This window comes from Neobacillus niacini, from assembly GCF_036961885.1.
Lineage (GTDB): Bacteria > Bacillota > Bacilli > Bacillales > Cytobacillaceae > Neobacillus > Neobacillus niacini_H.
Genome location: NZ_JBALNQ010000083.1, coordinates 1 through 17,941, shown reverse-complemented (window position 1 = coordinate 17,941; position 17,941 = coordinate 1). Strand labels below are relative to the sequence as shown.

The following is a 17,941-nucleotide window of genomic DNA, read 5'->3' as shown; positions in this document are numbered from 1 at the left end:
ACTTTCGGGGTGCAGTACAATTCCGCTGCCTTTTCACTCTTGCATCCGTTTAATAAGGATAAAACTCATTTTAAATTACATTTTTAATATTTGCGATAGGTAACGGAATCAGTTACTTTTAAAAAAGTGCTTTCTTAGCTTGAAAATCACCTGTAAATCCAAAATTTAAAATAATTCATAACTATGTACTTCTTCTTTACAATTTACACAATAGCCTCTTCCATTAGTTAATGGAACTGGGCAGCCACATTCACAATATTTTAATTCTTTTTTTGTTTGATCTAAAGGCACAAACCTATGCCCGCAATATTTACATTTTTTCATATAGCTATTATTTTCTTTATTGCATTTAGAGCATATCAACTCTCATTCCCCTTCCTACCGCTATTCGAACACTAAAGGACCTTTACTTAAGTTTTTATTTTACAATCCTTTTTCATGGATAATTATACCATATTTTATTGAAATAACCTTGCATCCTTAGCGGAACTGTTTTTAGTATACAGAAGCCAAAGTCTATAATAGGTACCCCGTGAGTTGAAATAATAATAAAAAAGCAAAGGCAGAGGAAACTAGAGTGAATAATTACCTTTGAAAATGGAGAAAGGTATTATCAAAAGAATGTCTATTTGAAAGGAATTACTCTTGTGATAATTAAAGGACAATTAATTTATAAGTAATTTAAAAAAAGGGGAGAAATATATTATGATTTAGGCGTTGTTACAGAAATATTTGATGGAAGATACTTTATGAAGATGAAGTTCAAAAAATGTACCACAAGCGAGAAAATTGAAAATCTAAAAGAAAACTTAAAAGACGAAGAAGTAGGGTGCGTCCCTTTAACAAAGGATGGAAAACCAGCCCTAATAGAGCAAAATATATTTGGAAGGTATATTTTTGATTAAACCAAACAAGGACACGCTTTGGTGGTCCTTGTTTAATTAATCTTCCTCGTTTGTTAAATTGGAAAATGACCTCCGCAGGAATCATTTCCAGAACCACTCTTTCACTAACGCACCCTTTAGTTAAAGAAGGGTATAAAACTTTACTTTATTAAAAGAATCTTCTAAGTTATAATATGCCTTCCAAATATTCACATCTATCAAGTGCTTCCATTTCTGTTTTAAATCCATTTTCAAGTATTTCATCACCATAACATATACACCATTTATTTGAATTATCTACCCATACAACTTTAATCGAATCCCAATGAGAATAACCTTCCTTGTGTTCCATATTACAAAAAAATTCATCCCATTCATCAATATCTAATCTTTTCATAATTAAATTCACCTTCCAATTTTTAATTTGATTTAAAATAAATATCAATAAATTTTTAGTTTTATCCTCCTTCTATCTTGTGGTTTTTATGTCTATAACTATTAGAATGATGACACTTAAATCTTCAACTAAACTGCATCGTTAGTGTAATAACTTCTACAAAAAAGGGTACTTCTCCTTCTTTAAGGAAGGCACCCGTTAGCCATCCATGCATCACAAAATCATTGCTGCACCACAAAGAATGAAAATGGTTATGAAGTGTCAATACTGATACTGACCTTAATCCAGTCAACCAATTCATAGACTTTTTAATTAACACTCTCCTCTTTTTTTTAACGATTGAGCAGGGTCTTCTTAAATATTGTCATTTTTCTAATCTTGAGGAAACTTATTTTCATGGTAGCTTAAGAACAATACTTCACAATCTAAAATTCAAGCGATAAATGGAGAATATAGTAAGATACAATGCTACGATAAAATATCTAAAGTGGTACCGATTATGTAATAATTCACAAAAGTGATATAGTGATGGGGCTACTAGTTTTGTTGAACGTCTTCCATGTGTATACACAGTATTACCTTCGTCATCTTCACCATGAAAAATAAATCTTCCAGCCTCTTGTTTCTTTAATTTATTAAAATAAGGCACAGATATTATTTCGTCTTTTTCAAGGATCTTTGAAGGATCCTTTATGATTTTAAGATGATAGCAATAGCCAATGCAGTGGAATGAGTTCCTCCGAAGTCATAATAAATGTAAATCTTTAGGATCCTCCTATTATTAGGTATTCCTGAAAGCTTTAATTTGAGTCTTTAATGAAGCATATAATCCGACGGTAGCATTTCCGTAGAAAAAGCCCATAAATAGACCCACCCAAAGATTATTTCGATGAGTAAAAAAAATAAATTATTAGTCCAATTAAATTGGCTACCCCTGGAATAAAAGGCTTGTTAATTGGGAGGAACCATTTCAAAATTTGTGTAACAATGACTACTGTAGGTACAGCAATTATCGCATCCCAAAGATTTGTATGTATAATTGGAAAAGGCTCCATTCTTCCCACACCTCATTATTAGTTGATTTTACAAATTACTCAACATCTGTAGGTGAAGAAAATTTATCTTTATACTTGTCTACAAAAAGATGACCATCACTATTGACTACGGCATAATAAATATCTTTTATTTGTAAATTTCTTTTTTTGCATTCAGCTTCAATCCAGTTATGGTTATATTTTTCTGAAAAGTTCTTTTTGATTATTTTTCCGTCCATAATGAGTTCAACTGGTAGCGACTCAGAAGAATTGGGTAAATTAAAATCTTGTTTTGTTGTATATTGAAACGGTTTCTTTTTAAGAATGGACAACTCTCCACTCACTTCCAGTAATGCGAATTCCACTTCGGATATATTAAAAATATCCTTTTCTCTTAAAAACTGATTAAGATCGTCAATGGAGAATTTTACTTTTCTCATATTCTTATCAAGAATTTTCCCGTTTTCTATTAGCACGGTAGGTCTTCCAGATAACCATTTCCTTATATTCCGACTTCTGGAAGATAACACCATGAACAAATAAAACAATATTACTAAAATAAGAAATGAACTTAGCATTGATTTAAATTTTATGTTCACATCAAACCCCATGTTAGCAACGAAAGATCCAATCATAATGGATAATGCAAAGCTATAGTGACTTTTATGAGTGTTAATGTGCTTTCCAATGACCATAGTAATAAGTATTAAAATGATAAAGCTGACACTTGTTCTCAAAGTCGGTATTAGAATATCTTCCATTTAAATCCCCTTTATATTTAGAATGAAACAAAAAGTAGTTATCATTAAATATCCTTTTTAATCTTTCCAAGTTTTTGTTTTTTATCAATTTTATAAAAAAACACATTATCAATTTATTTCTACATATTTTAGCAATTAAGAATAGCTCACATAAACAGAGTGAATATTCTGACTTGTTATTTTTAGTAAGAAGCAGAATAAAGTGACCAATTTCTTATTATGCTAACCTGCCAGTTAGCACAAGAAGCGATTGCTCTTGTTGAACAATCGCACCCGTTTGTTTAAGTGAAAATGTTCACAATTAGGAACAATTTTATATCAAAATAGAGCCTTGTTTATTCATTGTTTACTTATCTAATTTTCGAATGTCCTAGGTATAACCACCTGCATCAGAGATAACCTATCATATGGAGGCGCTAAACATGGGTCGAAAATTTGAAAAAAACCTTATAAAATTGCTTTATTTCTTTGAATTGGAAAACCACTTTTTATTCGCTTTCTTTTTCCTTTTTATTGGTCAGATTTTCAATGTCTGTTCTAAGACGTCTCTTCAATAATAAATACGATTTTTCTTAGATGGAGGTTCTTAATCAACAATAAGAGTAAAAAGGAGGAGGCATTTCTTCTTCCTTTCGTATTATAAGTTCAACCAGATATTTCTGGTTGAACATTTTTTTAGGTCAAGAAAAAAGACCGCCGCAGCAATCATCCTCAGCCATCACAATATATGAATCCCCCCTACTTTATGAATGCTTCAACGATTTAATATAATTTATCATTAAAAAAAACCGTAAAGAATGTTTCCCCCTATTTTTGGAACAATACAATTGATTGTATTAACGAATAAGGAGGTTAATTAGAAATGGACATTCAAAAATTAGCCGATCATGAGTCATTGGATCTACATGAAGTTATTAATTTTAAAACCCTTTGCTTAGCGAAATCAAAACTAATGCAAGGACTGGTATTTGATCATGATTTGAGAACATTAATGCAAAAAGATGTTGAACAATCCATGCAAGCACTTGGAGAATTACAGGCAATTTATCAACGTGCACCTTTTGAAGCGCCTGTTCCTCAAAATCGACCAACACCAATAATAAATTGAAAGGAAGGCAAATTCATTGAACAATGACTATTTAGACCCTATAAACTCGCTACACGTACCAGAGTTAGCTGATACCACATTTGCGATGGATTTACTTCTTCGTGCCAAAGAAGGTGTGCGCAATATTGCAGTTGCATTAACAGAGTCCGCGTCACCTGATGTTAGAACCCTCTTAAGAAACCAATTAATGCAAGGCATTGCCATGCACCAAGAAATTACAGAATTAATGATTAGTAAAAAATGGTTCCATCCATACGAATTAAGTGAACAGTATAAACTAGACCAACTCTCTGCCAATAATACTTTGATGATTGGCAAAATGAATCTATTTCCTGTTGAGACCAATAGAAAAGGTATGTTTGACCGGACACCTGATGAACACTAACACTGGAGGCTGTAACCAATGAAGGCGGTAACGTATCAAGGTATTAAAAATGTTGTAGTCAAAGAAGTTCCAGATCCAAAGATTGAAAAACCAGATGACATGATTATTAAAGTAACGAGTACAGCTATATGTGGTTCTGATTTACATTTAATCCATGGCATGATTCCTAACCTGCAAGAAAACTATATTATTGGCCATGAACCAATGGGAATCGTCGAAGAAGTTGGTTCAGGTGTGACTAAACTGAAAAAGGGGGATCGAGTAATTATTCCCTTTAATATAGCATGCGGTGAATGCCATTACTGTAAAAACCATTTGGAAAGCCAATGTGATAATTCAAATGATAATGGTGATATGGGTGCCTATTTCGGATATTCTGGTACGACGGGTGGCTATCCAGGTGGGCAAGCTGAATATTTAAGAGTGCCATTTGCCAACTTTACTCATTTCAAAATTCCAGAGACTTGTGAAGAACCAGATGAAAAGTTAGCAGTTATTGCCGATGCGATGACTACTGGTTTTTGGACTGTTGACAATGCAGGTGTAAAGAATGGAGATACAGTTATTGTTCTTGGCTGTGGTCCGGTTGGTCTTTTTGCTCAAAAATTCTGTTGGTTAAAAGGGGCAAAGCGAGTCATTGCAGTTGATTATGTCAATTATCGCCTGCAGCACGCCAAGCGCACCAACAAAGTAGAAATTGTTAACTTTGAGGACCATGAGAATGTAGGAAACTACCTTAAGGAAATCACCAAAGGCGGTGCAGATGTTGTCATTGACGCTGTGGGTATGGACGGTAAAATGACTGATATGGAGTTCCTTGCGAGCGGAATGAAGCTTCAAGGCGGAGCATTAAGTGCGTTTATCATGGCTTCACAAGCAGTGCGTAAAGGCGGGACAATTCAAGTTACTGGCGTTTACGGCGGCAGATATAATGGTTTCCCTCTTGGAGATATTATGCAGCGAAATATCAATATCCGCTCTGGGCAAGCACCTGTGATTCACTATATGCCATATATGTTTGAATTAGTTTCGACAGGAAAAATTGATCCAGGAGATGTCGTGAGTCATGTACTTCCACTTAGTGAAGCAAAGCGTGGCTATGAGATTTTTGACACAAAAATGGATGAATGTATAAAAGTCGTGTTGAAACCTTAAGGAAGGAGGTATCAAAAATGAACTACGCCTTACATGAAGTTCTTGAGGTCCATGAGATGACTGCATTTAAGACCACATGTTTGACTAAGTCCAAAACGATGAAAGCGTTAGTTACAGATCAGCTATTAAAAGATATTATGCAGCAAGACATTGATGTATCTACGAGACAATTACAAGAATATGCTTCTATCCTTTCCAACGCTAAGCAGTAAATTAGGAGATGAATGAACATGAATCCAATCATAGAAACTTTAACTGGCATGGACGGACTATCGGATCAAGTCGTTGCAATGGACCTACTGATTTCAGCTAAAAGTGGAGTTAGAAATTATGCCATGGCAGTAACAGAATCAGGAACACCGGAAATTAAAGAAATGCTCACTCGCCATTTAGTGGAAGCTATTGATATGCATGAACAAATATCCGCATATATGGTAGAAAAAGGATGGTACCATGCTTGGGATACAAACGAACAGATCAGTTTGGATTTAAATAATATCAATACAGCATTGAACTTACCGACATTATAAAAAATTTCTAGGAACAGTTTAACACCAATTAAACTGTTCCTATTAAACTTTTGAGTTGTTTTGGCAGAAGTAAATAAAGTTAATACTTCTTGCTTACTCGTGTTTGTTTACACTATATAAAGTAATCAATTAATTGACTAATTTTATTATGAAAAGGTCGGAGCAGGAAATTCATCAATTTTGATACGAAGTAAACTATATGGTTTCTGTCGTAAGTCTTTTCCATAATGAAATCTAGGCTGTCGATGTAATTGGTTCACAATGACATACAAATATTGATCCGGACCAATTGAAAAAGTATCCGGCCACAAAATTCTCGGATCATGTGCGATAGTTTCCATTATGCCATTTGGCAATACCTTACGGATACTGTTGTTTTCATAATCTCCAGCATAAACAGTTCCCTTTGCATCGGTGATCATTCCATCAGACGCACCTTTTTCTCCCCAATACTCCACATGATAAGGTAAATCCATGTCCGGTATCGTTCTGTCTCTCAGGGCTTCTGTTGAGATAGAGAACAAATGACGACTGGTTAGTGGAGCAAAAAATAATGTCTTCCCATTGGGAGAAATCGCAAGACTATCAGACGCCAATCTAAATGGAGAAGTTGAACCGTCTTTGTTTCGATTCATTAAAATTTGACCTTCTACTTTCGGTAAAAAATAGGGATCGGGTGAAGTTGAATTTACCCCATTTAACCGTCTAAACGCATTTCCATTTGATAAATCTACGACGATAATAGCTCCAGGTCCTCTTGAAGAAGAATCCGTTATATAGGCATAACCTGCTTTTCCTACACGAAAATCAAAACGGACATCATTCAGATAAGTTGTAGGCAGGACAACATCTTCTGTAAAGGTATATACTTTTCTTATTGTATTGGTTTCTAAATCAACAGCGACTAATTTTGCCCCCCCTTTAATAGGTTCAGAAAAATTGGGTGCCGCTGTATCTAATATCCAAAGCGTTCCCCTTCCATCAGCAACTACACTTTGGACACTGATGAAAGTCATTGTGATATTCTCGGGATTAACCAAATTTGTTTGTAAATTAGGATAAGGTTGCAATTTATCCTCAACAATTTCCCCCACCGTAAATTTAACATCGTCTCCCCATTTCGGAAAGCAAATGAAAATACGACCGGTTTCTGAAACAGTAACACCTGTAGGCATAGCCCCATAAAATGCATAAACTAGTTCTAAATTACCGAAATATTTTTCACTAGGTAACATAGGTTTCATAATATCCTCCTCAAGCATTCAAACGGGATATCACCTATATATGATTTATATTTTTTCTAGTGCATGTTTCTTAATAAGTTTTTCTATACGAAAAGATGGTTGAATGGATTGTTTTCGAAATTTAATAAGTCTGTCAGAAGAAAGGAAACATTTTAATTTAAAGGTCTCCAGATGAAGTAGTATTCAATTGGCAGGTAGCGAAGTTCAATATTCCCGAATCAACGTTAAGCTGTTATAAATAAAAATTGGTAAACTTTTCTTTTTTACTTTGTGAAGAAATGTGCTTAAGCTAAATGCTTCGTCCACAAGCAAAAAGATCGCCTCAGCAAACTCAATCTTTAACTCTTGCACCGGGTAGTTCAATAAGATTATTGATACAGACCTTTCTAACTACTTTAGCCAATAAAGCCTCCAATAATAGCGCCTCCGATTACTCCTAACCCAATGATTGGTAAATAGGCTTTTGTAATAAGGGCGTCTGGGAGGCTAATTAACAACCCTATCAAAATTCCTTTTGTCCACCCATACATAGGAAGAACAGTTACTGATATTAAGAAACCAATCGTAAATCGATTAATAAATGAACCAATAATAGCAGTACGTTTATCTTTAAATTTCATCGGAAGCATTATTAGTACAGATAATAAACCAAATATTAGACCAGATATAATTCCTAAGAAAATGCTACTCATTGATATTAAATATCCTTTCTTAACTAACTCATCAATCGATATGATTCTTTTAGAAGAACTAAAAATTCTTTATTTAGTTCGTCTACACTATGAAATCTAAAGTTATTATGAAATCTGTTTTTGGAAACTTGTTCAATCTTAGTTATCTTCTCGTGTTCAATTTGATGGTTTGTTACTAAATTAAAATCTAACCATTTCTTTTTTGGGTGAACTCCTCCAAAGGAAGATTTATTCAAAAGATGTATAGAAGTCTTTTTTAACTCAATTTCAAAAGGTCCTATTTCTTTCAATGAATCGAGTATTTTTGAATATATTTCATAAACATTAGATGCCTTATTTGAGAATAATTCATCTTCTGACATATCACCATCTCCTAGTTTCACTTTAACATATTAAACTTTATTACCTTTATTTTGCCTCTTTTTACATCATTTTACCATTTCTTTATTCACTAACCGCTACGTTACTTGAAGAAGCAACTCGCTTTTATTACACCTTTTTCTCGAATTGCGACTTACCAATAATGTAAGATCGTTAACAAATTTCCTAACAAAATACCCCAAATGATAAAGCGACCATAATCGGAATACCACTCTTTAATATAAAAGGTAAAAGGAATCTTTTCTGATTCAATACGTTCTTTTCGAGTCACAAAATTTATCTCCTTTGTCAGTCATTATTGAAACTCCTTTTCAGGTTTCTATTCTTCTTTGTGAATATCAAAGAAATCTTCTCCAATTTCTTCTAAAATTTGTTTCTGTTCTTCTTCGGTAGTTTCAATTTTCTTTTCTCCATTACTTCCGTAAATAATTATTTTCTTTTCCATTTTTAACAACTCCTTAACGTCTAATTTTCTTTCAAGGGTGACTTAAAGCTGGCATCTCAATTTGAACTAACCTGCTCCATTACTTTAAGTACATAATTTCACAATCTCTTTTAAAGTTTAACATATAGATAGATCTAATTTTCATTAAAGTGCATGTTCCACAATCTGGCCCTTTAATGAAAAATGAGCGCTTATCCTTGTTCAAGGTTAGCGCCCGATTGCGGAATAATAAAAAATCAAAAAAAGCTTTCACTTTTTTTCTATTTTTTAGTCCTCTAATTTGTTCCATACCTTTTAGCAGCTCTAGTACGAGCACGCTCCGCTTCGACCTCACGATTCCGAGGCTCGGTACTCGTTACCAGAGTGTTCAATAGTTCTTTAGAAACCATGGCAATCTCATTGACTGCACGAATAAACGCCTCCTCATTCGCTTTTGAGGGCTTGTTATAACCCGTTATCTTTCTGACGTACTGAAGAGATGCTGCATGAATCTCTTCTTCGGTAGTTGGTGGATCGAAATTAAATAATGTTCTAATGTTTCGGCACATAACTTACTCTTACTCCTTTTTGTTTTCATTATTGTTGGTTTTGAAAAATGATTGATTAAATTTCACGCATATAAAAATTAATTTATTCGAACAAAAATTGATAAAAATAATGGTTCTTTGTATTTTTAGAATTACCATTGATGGAAAATTCCACTTCATATCTAACACCTACTTTTAAATAAAGGCAAATGTATTTATTCTCCATTGTTTTTATCAATACCTTCTTTCACTAATCTACCACGTTAATTCAATAAGAAAAAAGCGTCTCCACATATTATAGAAACGCTACCCGTTATTATAAGTAAAATTCTTCACAATCGTTTCCCCTTCCCTCTCACGTAGTAAGTGATAACTCCATTTTGGTTATCCTTTGAGATACGCTCATACTCTCACCATTAACACATTCGGAGTACGTCACTTACGCATTCGTGGCGTTGAAACACTATAAATTGTTCAGCCCTCCATGAGTTTACTCATTACTATGGCTTCTGCTGAATTCTTGCGACTAACCGTTTTCGACTGTACTACTGTACATCCACAAGACCTCCCAGGGTAAGGCTACTATCTTTCCTCTTTTACTCGCCTGATGTACTCAACAAAGTTACGCACATCTTTTGGACTTTGACTTGCTAAGGAGTCTTATCCCTTTATAGAGCCTTAGTATCAGATTTCTGTTCGTCGAGCCAAGATTTTATTCCACGCTTCCTCCGCCCCTTTCCTCACGGTAAGTACCTTGCGCTTCCTTAGTGGTTGGTCAATGTGTACCCCCGCAGTGGACTTTCACCACCTAGATAGTTGTCATGCTTGGCACACTAAGAAAAGCCGCCAAAATGGCAGCACCTTTCTTTAACTCTTAATACCGTTTATTGAAAACGGATATTATTTTATTAATCAACCAATTCAACAGAAAGAGTATTAATTTGAGCAGGATTCGATTCTTTAATGATGCCATCAAATCCTACTTTTATCTTGTCTCCAACTTGGAATGTTTCATCATTATTCACGGAAAGGTCAACAAACAAATCACCTTCAGGATTACCCTCAAATACTTTAGCAGAACCAATTGCAGTGTTACCGTTAATATCTTTGATTGTTCCTATAAAACTGGAATTTACCGTTTTGATTTCCTTGTTTTTTTCTTCACTTCTTTCAATTGAATTAGAACATCCAACAATGGTTAATAAAACAATGATTGCTAATGCTTTAAATATTCTTGTCATCTCACTTTATTCCTCCGTTCAAATGCTTTTTAATGTTAATGGTGCTTTTGCCGAAGAAAGGATAATCTGGACTTTTCCACTATCCTGCTTCGTTACTTCAATAAGAAAATGGCATTACCTCATGGTTGAAGTAATGCACCCGATTGTTTACGTACAATATTTCACAAACCTTTATTGTGAGAACTTCTTACAAAGTATTGCTGTCATTGAAACTGATTTTCCTCATATTTTGTTAAATAGATTAATTGAATCCTCTATATAAAAATATAATTTAATGTATCGTGAAACCTGTAAAAAATCTTCAAAACAAATTGAATTATGGAGATTTTAAAATTTTTAGTACCTTATGGAGTGAAAATGAGATGAAAATTGAACATGTGGCTATTTGGGTCAATGATTTGGAAGCCATTATGAAGTTGGATCAACGCTTCCATAGTTGAACAAGAACTTATTTAGATTTAAAATAAATTATCTCAGGGTCTCCTTCATCTAAATTTTCAATAAATCCACTTTGTATGAATCCATTTATTTTAAAAACTTCTTGCATCGTTTGATTTGATTTATTAGTAGAAGAAAAGATTTTCTTTGTTGGGGAAATGTTTATAAAATACTCAATTAGCGATGAAGCGTATCCCTTTCGTCTTTCTGTTGGTTTAACTATTATCAGTGATATGAAACTACAATTAAAGAAATGAGTATCAAATAGTAAAAAACCAACAATAAGATTCTTATTATTAACCACTATACATCTCTCTTCTTCAATGGCTTTCATAATGTAGTCAAATCTATTATTGTTACCGATTACCTCTTCATCAATCTTTACTATATCATCTAAATCAATAAATTGAGCCATTTCTATGGATTTCAAAATGTAGTCTCCTTAACTTTTTAGATTACAAAATATATAATAAATTAGACAATTATTATAATGGAGAGAAAAAATATGCTAGAATCCCAAACTATCTTTACAAACCAATCTTACTTAGCTAACTTGCTGCATTAGTTCAATTAAAAAGGGGTGCCACAACAACCCCCGCTGTTCTTCTATGCTCTTGTTACTAGCCTATTTCAATTATAGACAATGCTAAAGTTGTGAATGTCTATAATATCCCTTTACTAGATCCATAAAATTTTTGGCTGGTGTTGAGACATAATGATGTTCAAGCAAAATGACGCCTAATGAAGATGTCATATTGGCATTGCTTAATGGTGCCGAGTAAAGACTTTTTGCCCCGTATACCTCAAAAACAGATTTTGGCACAATCGTTACCCCTGTTCCCCCCTTCACCAATTCCATTAATACATGCATATCAGAGCATTCCGCAATATTTTTTAGTTGAAGCTTTTGCCTAGTAAAAGCTTCAAGAATCGTATTATATATACCCAGCCCCTCTGTACTAGGAAAAATAAGGGGCATTTGTGCAACCTCTTCTAAGGATATATTGTGGACTTCGGTATTACTGACGAAAATAAAAGGCTCATTAATAAGATGATGGTAAACTAAACCTCGATGTTCAAGCGGAAGACGAACAAATGCCATTTCAATAGCTCTGGTTTTAACCATTTCTGCTAAATAAAATGAATCATTTTGAACAATTTTTAACGAAACATGGGGATAGTTTCTGTGGAAGGTTTGCAGCATGTCTGAAAATCCCGAAACGGATAAGGTATTTATTCCTATATTGAGTGCGCCCTTTTTCCCCTCCTCCGTATCCTGTATTTCATTTTTCATTTCTTCAAAACTATTGACGAGATGCAAAGCACGTTGATAGAGCACCTTTCCCTTATCGGTTAACTCCATACTCCTCCCATTTCTCTCGATTAATTTAACACCTAATTCATCCTCCAATTGTTTCAATTGTATGCTTAGAGGTGGCTGAGACAAATGAAGCCTATTAGCAGCGGCAGTTATATTCTTTTCTTCAGCTATTGCTATGAAATACCGCAATTTTTTAATGTCCATGAATTCCTCCTTCTATTTAAAAAAAATATGGTTTTAATATAAATTATATATTTCTAATATACCTCTTGTCCATGATACGATAACGAACGAACTAGAAAGGAGTATGACATGGAACGTCTATTTAAATTAACGCAACATGGTACGACACTTACAAAAGAATTTTCTGCAGGTTTTATTTCTTATATAACCGTGGTCTACATTATTATTGTCAATGCTACGATTTTGGCTGCAGCTGGTATTCCCTTGGAGGCAGGCATCATTGCAACCATATTAACTAGTTTTTTGGGATGTTTAATAATTGGCTTTTGGAGTAATACCCCTATACTCCTCATTCCAGGTATGGGGCTCAATGCGATGTTCACTTATACCATTGTTCAATCTGGGGGATTTACTTGGCAGGAGGCGTTGGCGATGGTTTTCGTTACCGGGCTGATTTTCATCGTGATTGCCTTTACACCCCTTGCAAAAGTGATTACGTCCTCGATTCCCAATTCCTTAAAGGAAGCCATAACCATTGGAATCGGAATCTTATTGATATTAATTGGGTTTGACAATGCTGGTATTATTACAGGTTCTGAGCACACCCTGCTTGCAATCGGAGATTTAAGCAGTCCCCAAGCTGTCACTACCTTTATTGGTTTGATCATTACAGTTATATTATTTGTTAAAAATATTCCGGGAAACCTTCTTCTAAGTATTTTAATTACATCGTTGCTATCGATTTGGTTTGGAGGAGCTACCTTCGAAGGGATATCTCTTACGATTCCATCTTTACAAGAATACATGGGCGTTTTTGGACAATTATCGTGGGCACAAGCAGGGAACTTGGTCTTCTGGCTGACTTCCATCTCTTTTGCAATGGTGATTGTCTTTGAAAATATTGGTTTGATTCATGGGCATAGCAAGATGTTAAATCGTTATGAGAGTGATAAGAAATCACTACAGGCTACAGCGATTTCGGTATTATCATCAGGAATATTTGGTACGAGTCCCACTGTAGCATCTGTGGAATCAGCAGCTGGAATAACAGCCGGAGGAAGAACAGGGTTAACCAGCATCGTAACAGGACTATTGTTTCTTGTTTCGATATTGTTCATACCAGTTATTAAAATGGTTCCGACAAGTGCGGTTTCACCTATTCTGATACTAATAGGGGTTCTTATGTTGCAAAACATTGTTTATATTTCCATCGATGATCTGACAGAGAGCTTACCTGCACTTCTCATTATTGTATTAATTCCTTTAACCTATAGCATTGCAGATGGTATGGCAATCGGCTTTGTTCTATATCCATTGTTGAAGCTTTTAATGGGGAAAGGAAGGGAAGTTCACCCTGCACTTTATTTGATTGCCCTTCTGTTTTTTAGCAATTTTGTTATTCAATACGCATTCTAAATAGTAAGAATAGAAACGAGCTAAATCAGTGTTTGCGAATAAATTTTCTCGCCGCAGCCTTCCCATTAGAATTTAGAAGAACATACCATCACTTTTTTACTTTTATTTTCTCGGGTATAATCGTCCAGTACATTGGGTCTTCCAAACCGAGCCGCCAAATACCGATTCCCCGTAAGTTATATTTTTCTACAAGGTTTAGCTTAAACCGCAGACTATGGCTATTCTCAAACCATACCTGGTGGTTATGTTGATCTTTATCTACGTAGCTGAAATGAGGTGTTTGCGAACGGGTGTCCCATATAACTTTAGCTTTATATATTTTTTTCTGATCCATTAATTGTGCATAGGAGCTATACACGGCTTTGTTTGCTGTGGTATCCCAGTCCCATCCATAACCTGCGATACCGAGTAAAATTTTTGAAGGTGGTACTTCCTGTTTCAAAGCATAATGAATCGTTGCTTCTGTCCAATCGACTGATGCTGTTGATCCGGGTGTTGTTCTGGGATTGTGTTCATCGTATGTCATAATCATTAACCCATCTGAATATAGACCAAGTTTTTCGTAATCAAACCATGGTGACCAGGGATTAGCACGGGAATCACCTGTGTTTGCCGGGACTGAAACGGTAACTTCTTTTCCATCACGGTGCAAAGCATCAGATAATTCTTTTATCATCAGACTAAAGGAATCCCGGTCAGTCAAATTCAAATTTTCCATGTCAATATTTATACCATCATATTTAAACTGATTCATTTCATTCCGTAAGTTCTGAATGAAAACATTGCGGTTACTATCGTTAATGAGTACATTACTCGCCACCTGCTTGCCCTTCTCCACGGTTTCATAAAAGAGATTATGTACAACCATATATACCTTTAGGTGTTTTTCATGAGCACTCTGAATAACCATTTTTTTATGGTCTGCTGTAACCGAATCGATAAGATAGCCTGGTCGCTTATCATCGAGCTTGTACCAAAAAGGTGCAATGATTGTTAAACTGTTGGAATGCGAGTCAACTGTAGGTTGAGACCCTGGTAACGTTCCCTCCTGTTCTGTGTAAAAACCTAAAACCTCGCGAGGAGTTTTATTCGTACTGACATTTTCTTCTTTTCTTTGTGACTGACCGCAGGAAGACATTAGAATAAAGACCATGCTCAATGAAATGATGGTGAATAACCGATAACATTTTTTTGCCATACTACACCTTCTTCTAATCTGTATACTTCTTAAGTTGATTAGAAAAGTTGCAAAATATACACGAATTGACTTTCCCCCTTACAGGTCTCAGGAAAAGACTACTAGTTAATTTAAGTAGTTCGGATTTGAAGTACAAAATTAAAAATAACCATCATCAATAAAAAACGCACTGTGAATAATATTGTGAATTCAAGTGTGTTTTACTATGTTTGCACCTCTGAAGTAAACCCTTTAGATGTATATTAACGGGTTTACTTTCGGAATGGTCTCATTCCGGAACCCTTTTGTCGACAGTCTGAAAGGAGCATATTGATTATGCTCCTTTTACATTTTATTGATGAATTTCATCAATTGTCTTAAAAATTCTTGAATATACATTTTTTATCTGTTCATTTGTTTTTATATCGTTGTAAAAACTATATCCCCAACTTTTTAATAACTCATCTTCTTTTAAATTAAGAACCCCAGCAGCATAGCTTTGGCCAGCAGTCCAATTCCAAGACTCATCATATTCCGTTTCTTTTACGGTAAAAGGGATATGACTATTAGCTGATATAAAAAAGAATGGAATAGTTGAGTCTAAATAAATATTTGCATACTTGCTTTCAGCAGCTTTAGGAAGATTTTCTTCCGTAATAAAGACTGCGTCATAAGACTTCAGTTCTTCACTTGCCATTTCATCAAATGAGATTTCTGTAAAAATCACTTGTTCCTCATTTACTTTTAGTGGTTCTCCAACCACCGCTATTTTTAAAGGCTTTCCTTCATACAACTCAAAATCAGGACTTTGAGTACAAGCTGTTAGTGCGAATAATAGTATTAGCAATATAAAAGATAAATAGTTCTTTCCTTTTTTTCTATTCATATGTAAACCCCCTTATACATCAAATTTTACCATAAACCCCCATATTTCTTAATGAAGTATTCTGCTCCGTTAGTGGAACAAGAAAAAAGCCGCCGAAGCAGCTGGTGATCTTAAACTATCGCACCCTTTAGTTGAAGAAGGAATATTTTAAACATAGAGAGATAAAACTATTTAAAAAAGCAATTTAGTGGAGGAGCTATGGCATTTTCAATTTTTTTTGCATTAACAGTGATAATAAATCTTACATATGCTCTATCCAAAAAGAATCTTCATCTATTTGAAATATTCTTCATTTGGATGGTAACTAACATTATTCACCATAACTTTATGACCATCTTCGCATTGAATATGGAGATGATCAATTTTAATAGCCATTCAACTAGTTATTGGACAATGGCACTTATCAGGGTCTTCCTTATTCCTGTACTTATTATTTGGTATATAGATAAAACCCAAGGGGCAAAAAACAGGAAAAATTGGATTATGCTATTTATTTTAATACCCCTTTTGATAGGGATTGAATATCTAGCCAATCTTCTTAATGTATATGATTTTGTAAAATGGAATCTTTTTTATTCCATAATAGAGTGGGTTGTCATTTTACTTCTTATAAGCTACCTCTCTACTAGCTTTAGAAAAATTCTTAGAAAAGGGATGAGCTAATTGTTACCATTGCCAGAACAGTTTAACGAAAATGAATGGTTTATAATTCTTACCATTGTTTGTGGTTTCATATTGATTTTGTTCCTCCCAAAAAGATACCCTCTTGTAATTTCTATCTTATTGATTTTGTTCACTGTAACTATTGCTATTATTATGGATCACCTGATTGCAACGCCACCCTTGGATTTATATGACCTTAATGACCTTGAAAAATACGAGGTAACAGACATAATAACGTATTTGATGTATTCCCCTTATGCATTACTATGTGTGTACTTATTTGACAAGTTTGATCCAAAGGGTATTTATATTACTGCATATGTGATCCTTTGGTCTCTTTTTGCTATAGGCTTTGAATGGTTAGCTGTGTTTTTTAATGTTTTTAAGTTTAGTGGATGGACTTTTCTTAATTCATTTGCTTTTTACCTTCTTGCTACATCCATATACATACTTTTTTTTAGATTTATTATGGACTCATTAAAAAGTAAAAAAATCAAAGAGGTATGAAGTAAAATTTTTAAAATAGGAAGACTACAGAGTCTTCCAATAACAAGGTAAAATAGAGCAAAAATGATATTGCTCTATTTATATACAATCGTTTCACTATTGCTATTCCACATTCCTGCCCCGTTAGCACAACAACAAAACGCCGTAGCGGTCATCTTCATTAACCAACAATTTAAATTATTTTATTAATGGATAACCATTGCTTAAACTGCTGTACTCCATTATCATATTCTATTTCCTTATTATTAATGGAAAAAATTCTTGTTCCAAATGGTTCTAATGTTAATTCGCTTTCTGGGGTAATATTTTGAATCCCATACCCTTTAAAATAAAAGTTAATATTTTCTGCCTTTGTGTTAATGGGCGTTATGAGTTTATGGTCTCTTTTAATAGCCCATATTAAAGATGTCTCATTAGAAACAGAACGTGAAATTAAAGAGCAAATAAAAAAGGAAGAAAATCAATGACTGATCTTTCATATTATGTATTGTTGATTTTCTTATCACTTTAATTCGTAACTCAATATTACTCCATTGTTGTTAATAGACTAAAGTATAGTATACAAT

The 17,941-nt window shown here is 34.1% G+C and carries 24 protein-coding genes and 1 pseudogene; 8 read left to right on the top strand and 17 right to left on the bottom strand.

Annotated elements, in window-relative coordinates:
* Positions 1-755: 755 nt before the first annotated feature.
* Complete coding sequence (locus V7124_RS25270) at positions 756-905, top strand: hypothetical protein (RefSeq protein WP_335494505.1); 150 nt, start codon at positions 756-758, stop codon at positions 903-905.
* 166 nt (positions 906-1,071) lie between these two features.
* Here V7124_RS25270 and V7124_RS25265 read toward each other — a convergent pair whose 3' ends face one another.
* The 5 genes and pseudogenes from V7124_RS25265 to V7124_RS25245 all read right to left on the bottom strand — a co-directional run bounded on the left by V7124_RS25265 (position 1,072) and on the right by V7124_RS25245 (position 3,076).
* Positions 1,072-1,281: a hypothetical protein gene (locus V7124_RS25265; protein WP_335494502.1), complete on the bottom strand. Its 210-nt coding sequence runs from the start codon at positions 1,279-1,281 to the stop codon at positions 1,072-1,074.
* 124 nt (positions 1,282-1,405) lie between these two features.
* Positions 1,406-1,582 carry a hypothetical protein gene (locus V7124_RS25260; protein ID WP_335494499.1) on the bottom strand — a complete coding sequence of 59 codons (177 nt, stop codon included), beginning with the start codon at positions 1,580-1,582 and terminating at the stop codon, positions 1,406-1,408.
* A gap of 117 nt (positions 1,583-1,699) precedes the next feature.
* On the bottom strand, positions 1,700-1,930 hold the full coding sequence (locus V7124_RS25255; protein WP_335494496.1) for a DUF3189 family protein: 231 nt from the start codon (positions 1,928-1,930) through the stop codon (positions 1,700-1,702).
* Positions 1,931-2,062: 132 nt separating this feature from the next.
* A pseudogene (locus V7124_RS25250) lies at positions 2,063-2,336 on the bottom strand (hypothetical protein).
* 35 nt (positions 2,337-2,371) lie between these two features.
* Positions 2,372-3,076, bottom strand: a complete 705-nt coding sequence (locus V7124_RS25245) for a DUF421 domain-containing protein (RefSeq protein ID WP_335494494.1) — start codon at positions 3,074-3,076, stop codon at positions 2,372-2,374.
* A gap of 862 nt (positions 3,077-3,938) precedes the next feature.
* On the opposite strand from V7124_RS25245, the gene V7124_RS25240 reads away from it, so the two are divergent.
* From V7124_RS25240 to V7124_RS25220, 5 genes are read left to right on the top strand one after another with little or no spacing between them, the layout of a single operon-like run.
* Positions 3,939-4,184 carry a spore gernimation protein GerQ gene (locus tag V7124_RS25240; RefSeq protein WP_335494491.1) on the top strand — a complete coding sequence of 82 codons (246 nt, stop codon included), beginning with the start codon at positions 3,939-3,941 and terminating at the stop codon, positions 4,182-4,184.
* A 16-nt stretch (positions 4,185-4,200) separates the two neighbouring features.
* Positions 4,201-4,569 (top strand): spore coat protein, encoded by a 369-nt coding sequence (locus V7124_RS25235; protein WP_335420585.1) that lies wholly within the window; start codon positions 4,201-4,203, stop codon positions 4,567-4,569.
* Positions 4,570-4,587: 18 nt separating this feature from the next.
* On the top strand, positions 4,588-5,724 hold the full coding sequence (locus V7124_RS25230; RefSeq protein ID WP_335494487.1) for a zinc-dependent alcohol dehydrogenase: 1,137 nt from the start codon (positions 4,588-4,590) through the stop codon (positions 5,722-5,724).
* 17 nt (positions 5,725-5,741) lie between these two features.
* Positions 5,742-5,936 carry a hypothetical protein gene (locus V7124_RS25225; protein ID WP_335420590.1) on the top strand — a complete coding sequence of 65 codons (195 nt, stop codon included), beginning with the start codon at positions 5,742-5,744 and terminating at the stop codon, positions 5,934-5,936.
* An 18-nt stretch (positions 5,937-5,954) separates the two neighbouring features.
* Positions 5,955-6,254, top strand: a complete 300-nt coding sequence (locus tag V7124_RS25220) for a spore coat protein (protein WP_063252754.1) — start codon at positions 5,955-5,957, stop codon at positions 6,252-6,254.
* Between the two features lie 146 nt (positions 6,255-6,400).
* Here V7124_RS25220 and V7124_RS25215 read toward each other — a convergent pair whose 3' ends face one another.
* From V7124_RS25215 to V7124_RS25175, 9 genes are all read right to left on the bottom strand, one after another.
* A complete protein-coding gene (locus tag V7124_RS25215) occupies positions 6,401-7,498 on the bottom strand; it encodes an L-dopachrome tautomerase-related protein (protein WP_335494485.1) in 1,098 nt (365 codons plus the stop codon).
* A 395-nt stretch (positions 7,499-7,893) separates the two neighbouring features.
* Positions 7,894-8,190: a hypothetical protein gene (locus tag V7124_RS25210; RefSeq protein WP_335494482.1), complete on the bottom strand. Its 297-nt coding sequence runs from the start codon at positions 8,188-8,190 to the stop codon at positions 7,894-7,896.
* 23 nt (positions 8,191-8,213) lie between these two features.
* A complete protein-coding gene (locus V7124_RS25205) occupies positions 8,214-8,552 on the bottom strand; it encodes a DUF5655 domain-containing protein (protein WP_335494480.1) in 339 nt (112 codons plus the stop codon).
* 152 nt (positions 8,553-8,704) lie between these two features.
* Positions 8,705-8,842 (bottom strand): hypothetical protein, encoded by a 138-nt coding sequence (locus V7124_RS25200; protein WP_335494477.1) that lies wholly within the window; start codon positions 8,840-8,842, stop codon positions 8,705-8,707.
* 48 nt (positions 8,843-8,890) lie between these two features.
* Positions 8,891-9,016: a hypothetical protein gene (locus V7124_RS25195; RefSeq protein ID WP_335494474.1), complete on the bottom strand. Its 126-nt coding sequence runs from the start codon at positions 9,014-9,016 to the stop codon at positions 8,891-8,893.
* 275 nt (positions 9,017-9,291) lie between these two features.
* Entirely contained in the window at positions 9,292-9,564 is a 273-nt protein-coding gene (locus V7124_RS25190; RefSeq protein WP_335494472.1) for a DUF2277 domain-containing protein, read from the bottom strand.
* Positions 9,565-10,451: 887 nt separating this feature from the next.
* On the bottom strand, positions 10,452-10,784 hold the full coding sequence (locus tag V7124_RS25185) for a DUF3221 domain-containing protein (RefSeq protein WP_335494469.1): 333 nt from the start codon (positions 10,782-10,784) through the stop codon (positions 10,452-10,454).
* Between the two features lie 448 nt (positions 10,785-11,232).
* Positions 11,233-11,652, bottom strand: a complete 420-nt coding sequence (locus V7124_RS25180) for a GNAT family N-acetyltransferase (RefSeq protein ID WP_335419672.1) — start codon at positions 11,650-11,652, stop codon at positions 11,233-11,235.
* A 216-nt stretch (positions 11,653-11,868) separates the two neighbouring features.
* Positions 11,869-12,747, bottom strand: a complete 879-nt coding sequence (locus tag V7124_RS25175) for a LysR family transcriptional regulator (protein WP_335494464.1) — start codon at positions 12,745-12,747, stop codon at positions 11,869-11,871.
* A gap of 108 nt (positions 12,748-12,855) precedes the next feature.
* Here V7124_RS25175 and V7124_RS25170 point away from each other — a divergent pair, with 108 nt between their 5' ends.
* Complete coding sequence (locus V7124_RS25170) at positions 12,856-14,142, top strand: NCS2 family permease (RefSeq protein WP_335494460.1); 1,287 nt, start codon at positions 12,856-12,858, stop codon at positions 14,140-14,142.
* 88 nt (positions 14,143-14,230) lie between these two features.
* On the opposite strand, the gene V7124_RS25165 is transcribed toward V7124_RS25170, so the two are convergent.
* A complete protein-coding gene (locus tag V7124_RS25165; RefSeq protein WP_335494457.1) occupies positions 14,231-15,340 on the bottom strand; it encodes a glycosyl hydrolase family 18 protein in 1,110 nt (369 codons plus the stop codon).
* 331 nt (positions 15,341-15,671) lie between these two features.
* Positions 15,672-16,205, bottom strand: a complete 534-nt coding sequence (locus V7124_RS25160) for a hypothetical protein (protein ID WP_335494455.1) — start codon at positions 16,203-16,205, stop codon at positions 15,672-15,674.
* 672 nt (positions 16,206-16,877) lie between these two features.
* Here V7124_RS25160 and V7124_RS25155 point away from each other — a divergent pair.
* Positions 16,878-17,375 carry a hypothetical protein gene (locus V7124_RS25155; RefSeq protein WP_335494453.1) on the top strand — a complete coding sequence of 166 codons (498 nt, stop codon included), beginning with the start codon at positions 16,878-16,880 and terminating at the stop codon, positions 17,373-17,375.
* Between the two features lie 172 nt (positions 17,376-17,547).
* Here the strand turns inward: V7124_RS25155 and V7124_RS25150 are convergent, their stop codons facing one another.
* Positions 17,548-17,715, bottom strand: a complete 168-nt coding sequence (locus tag V7124_RS25150; protein ID WP_335494508.1) for a DUF3986 family protein — start codon at positions 17,713-17,715, stop codon at positions 17,548-17,550.
* Positions 17,716-17,941: the final 226 nt, after the last annotated feature.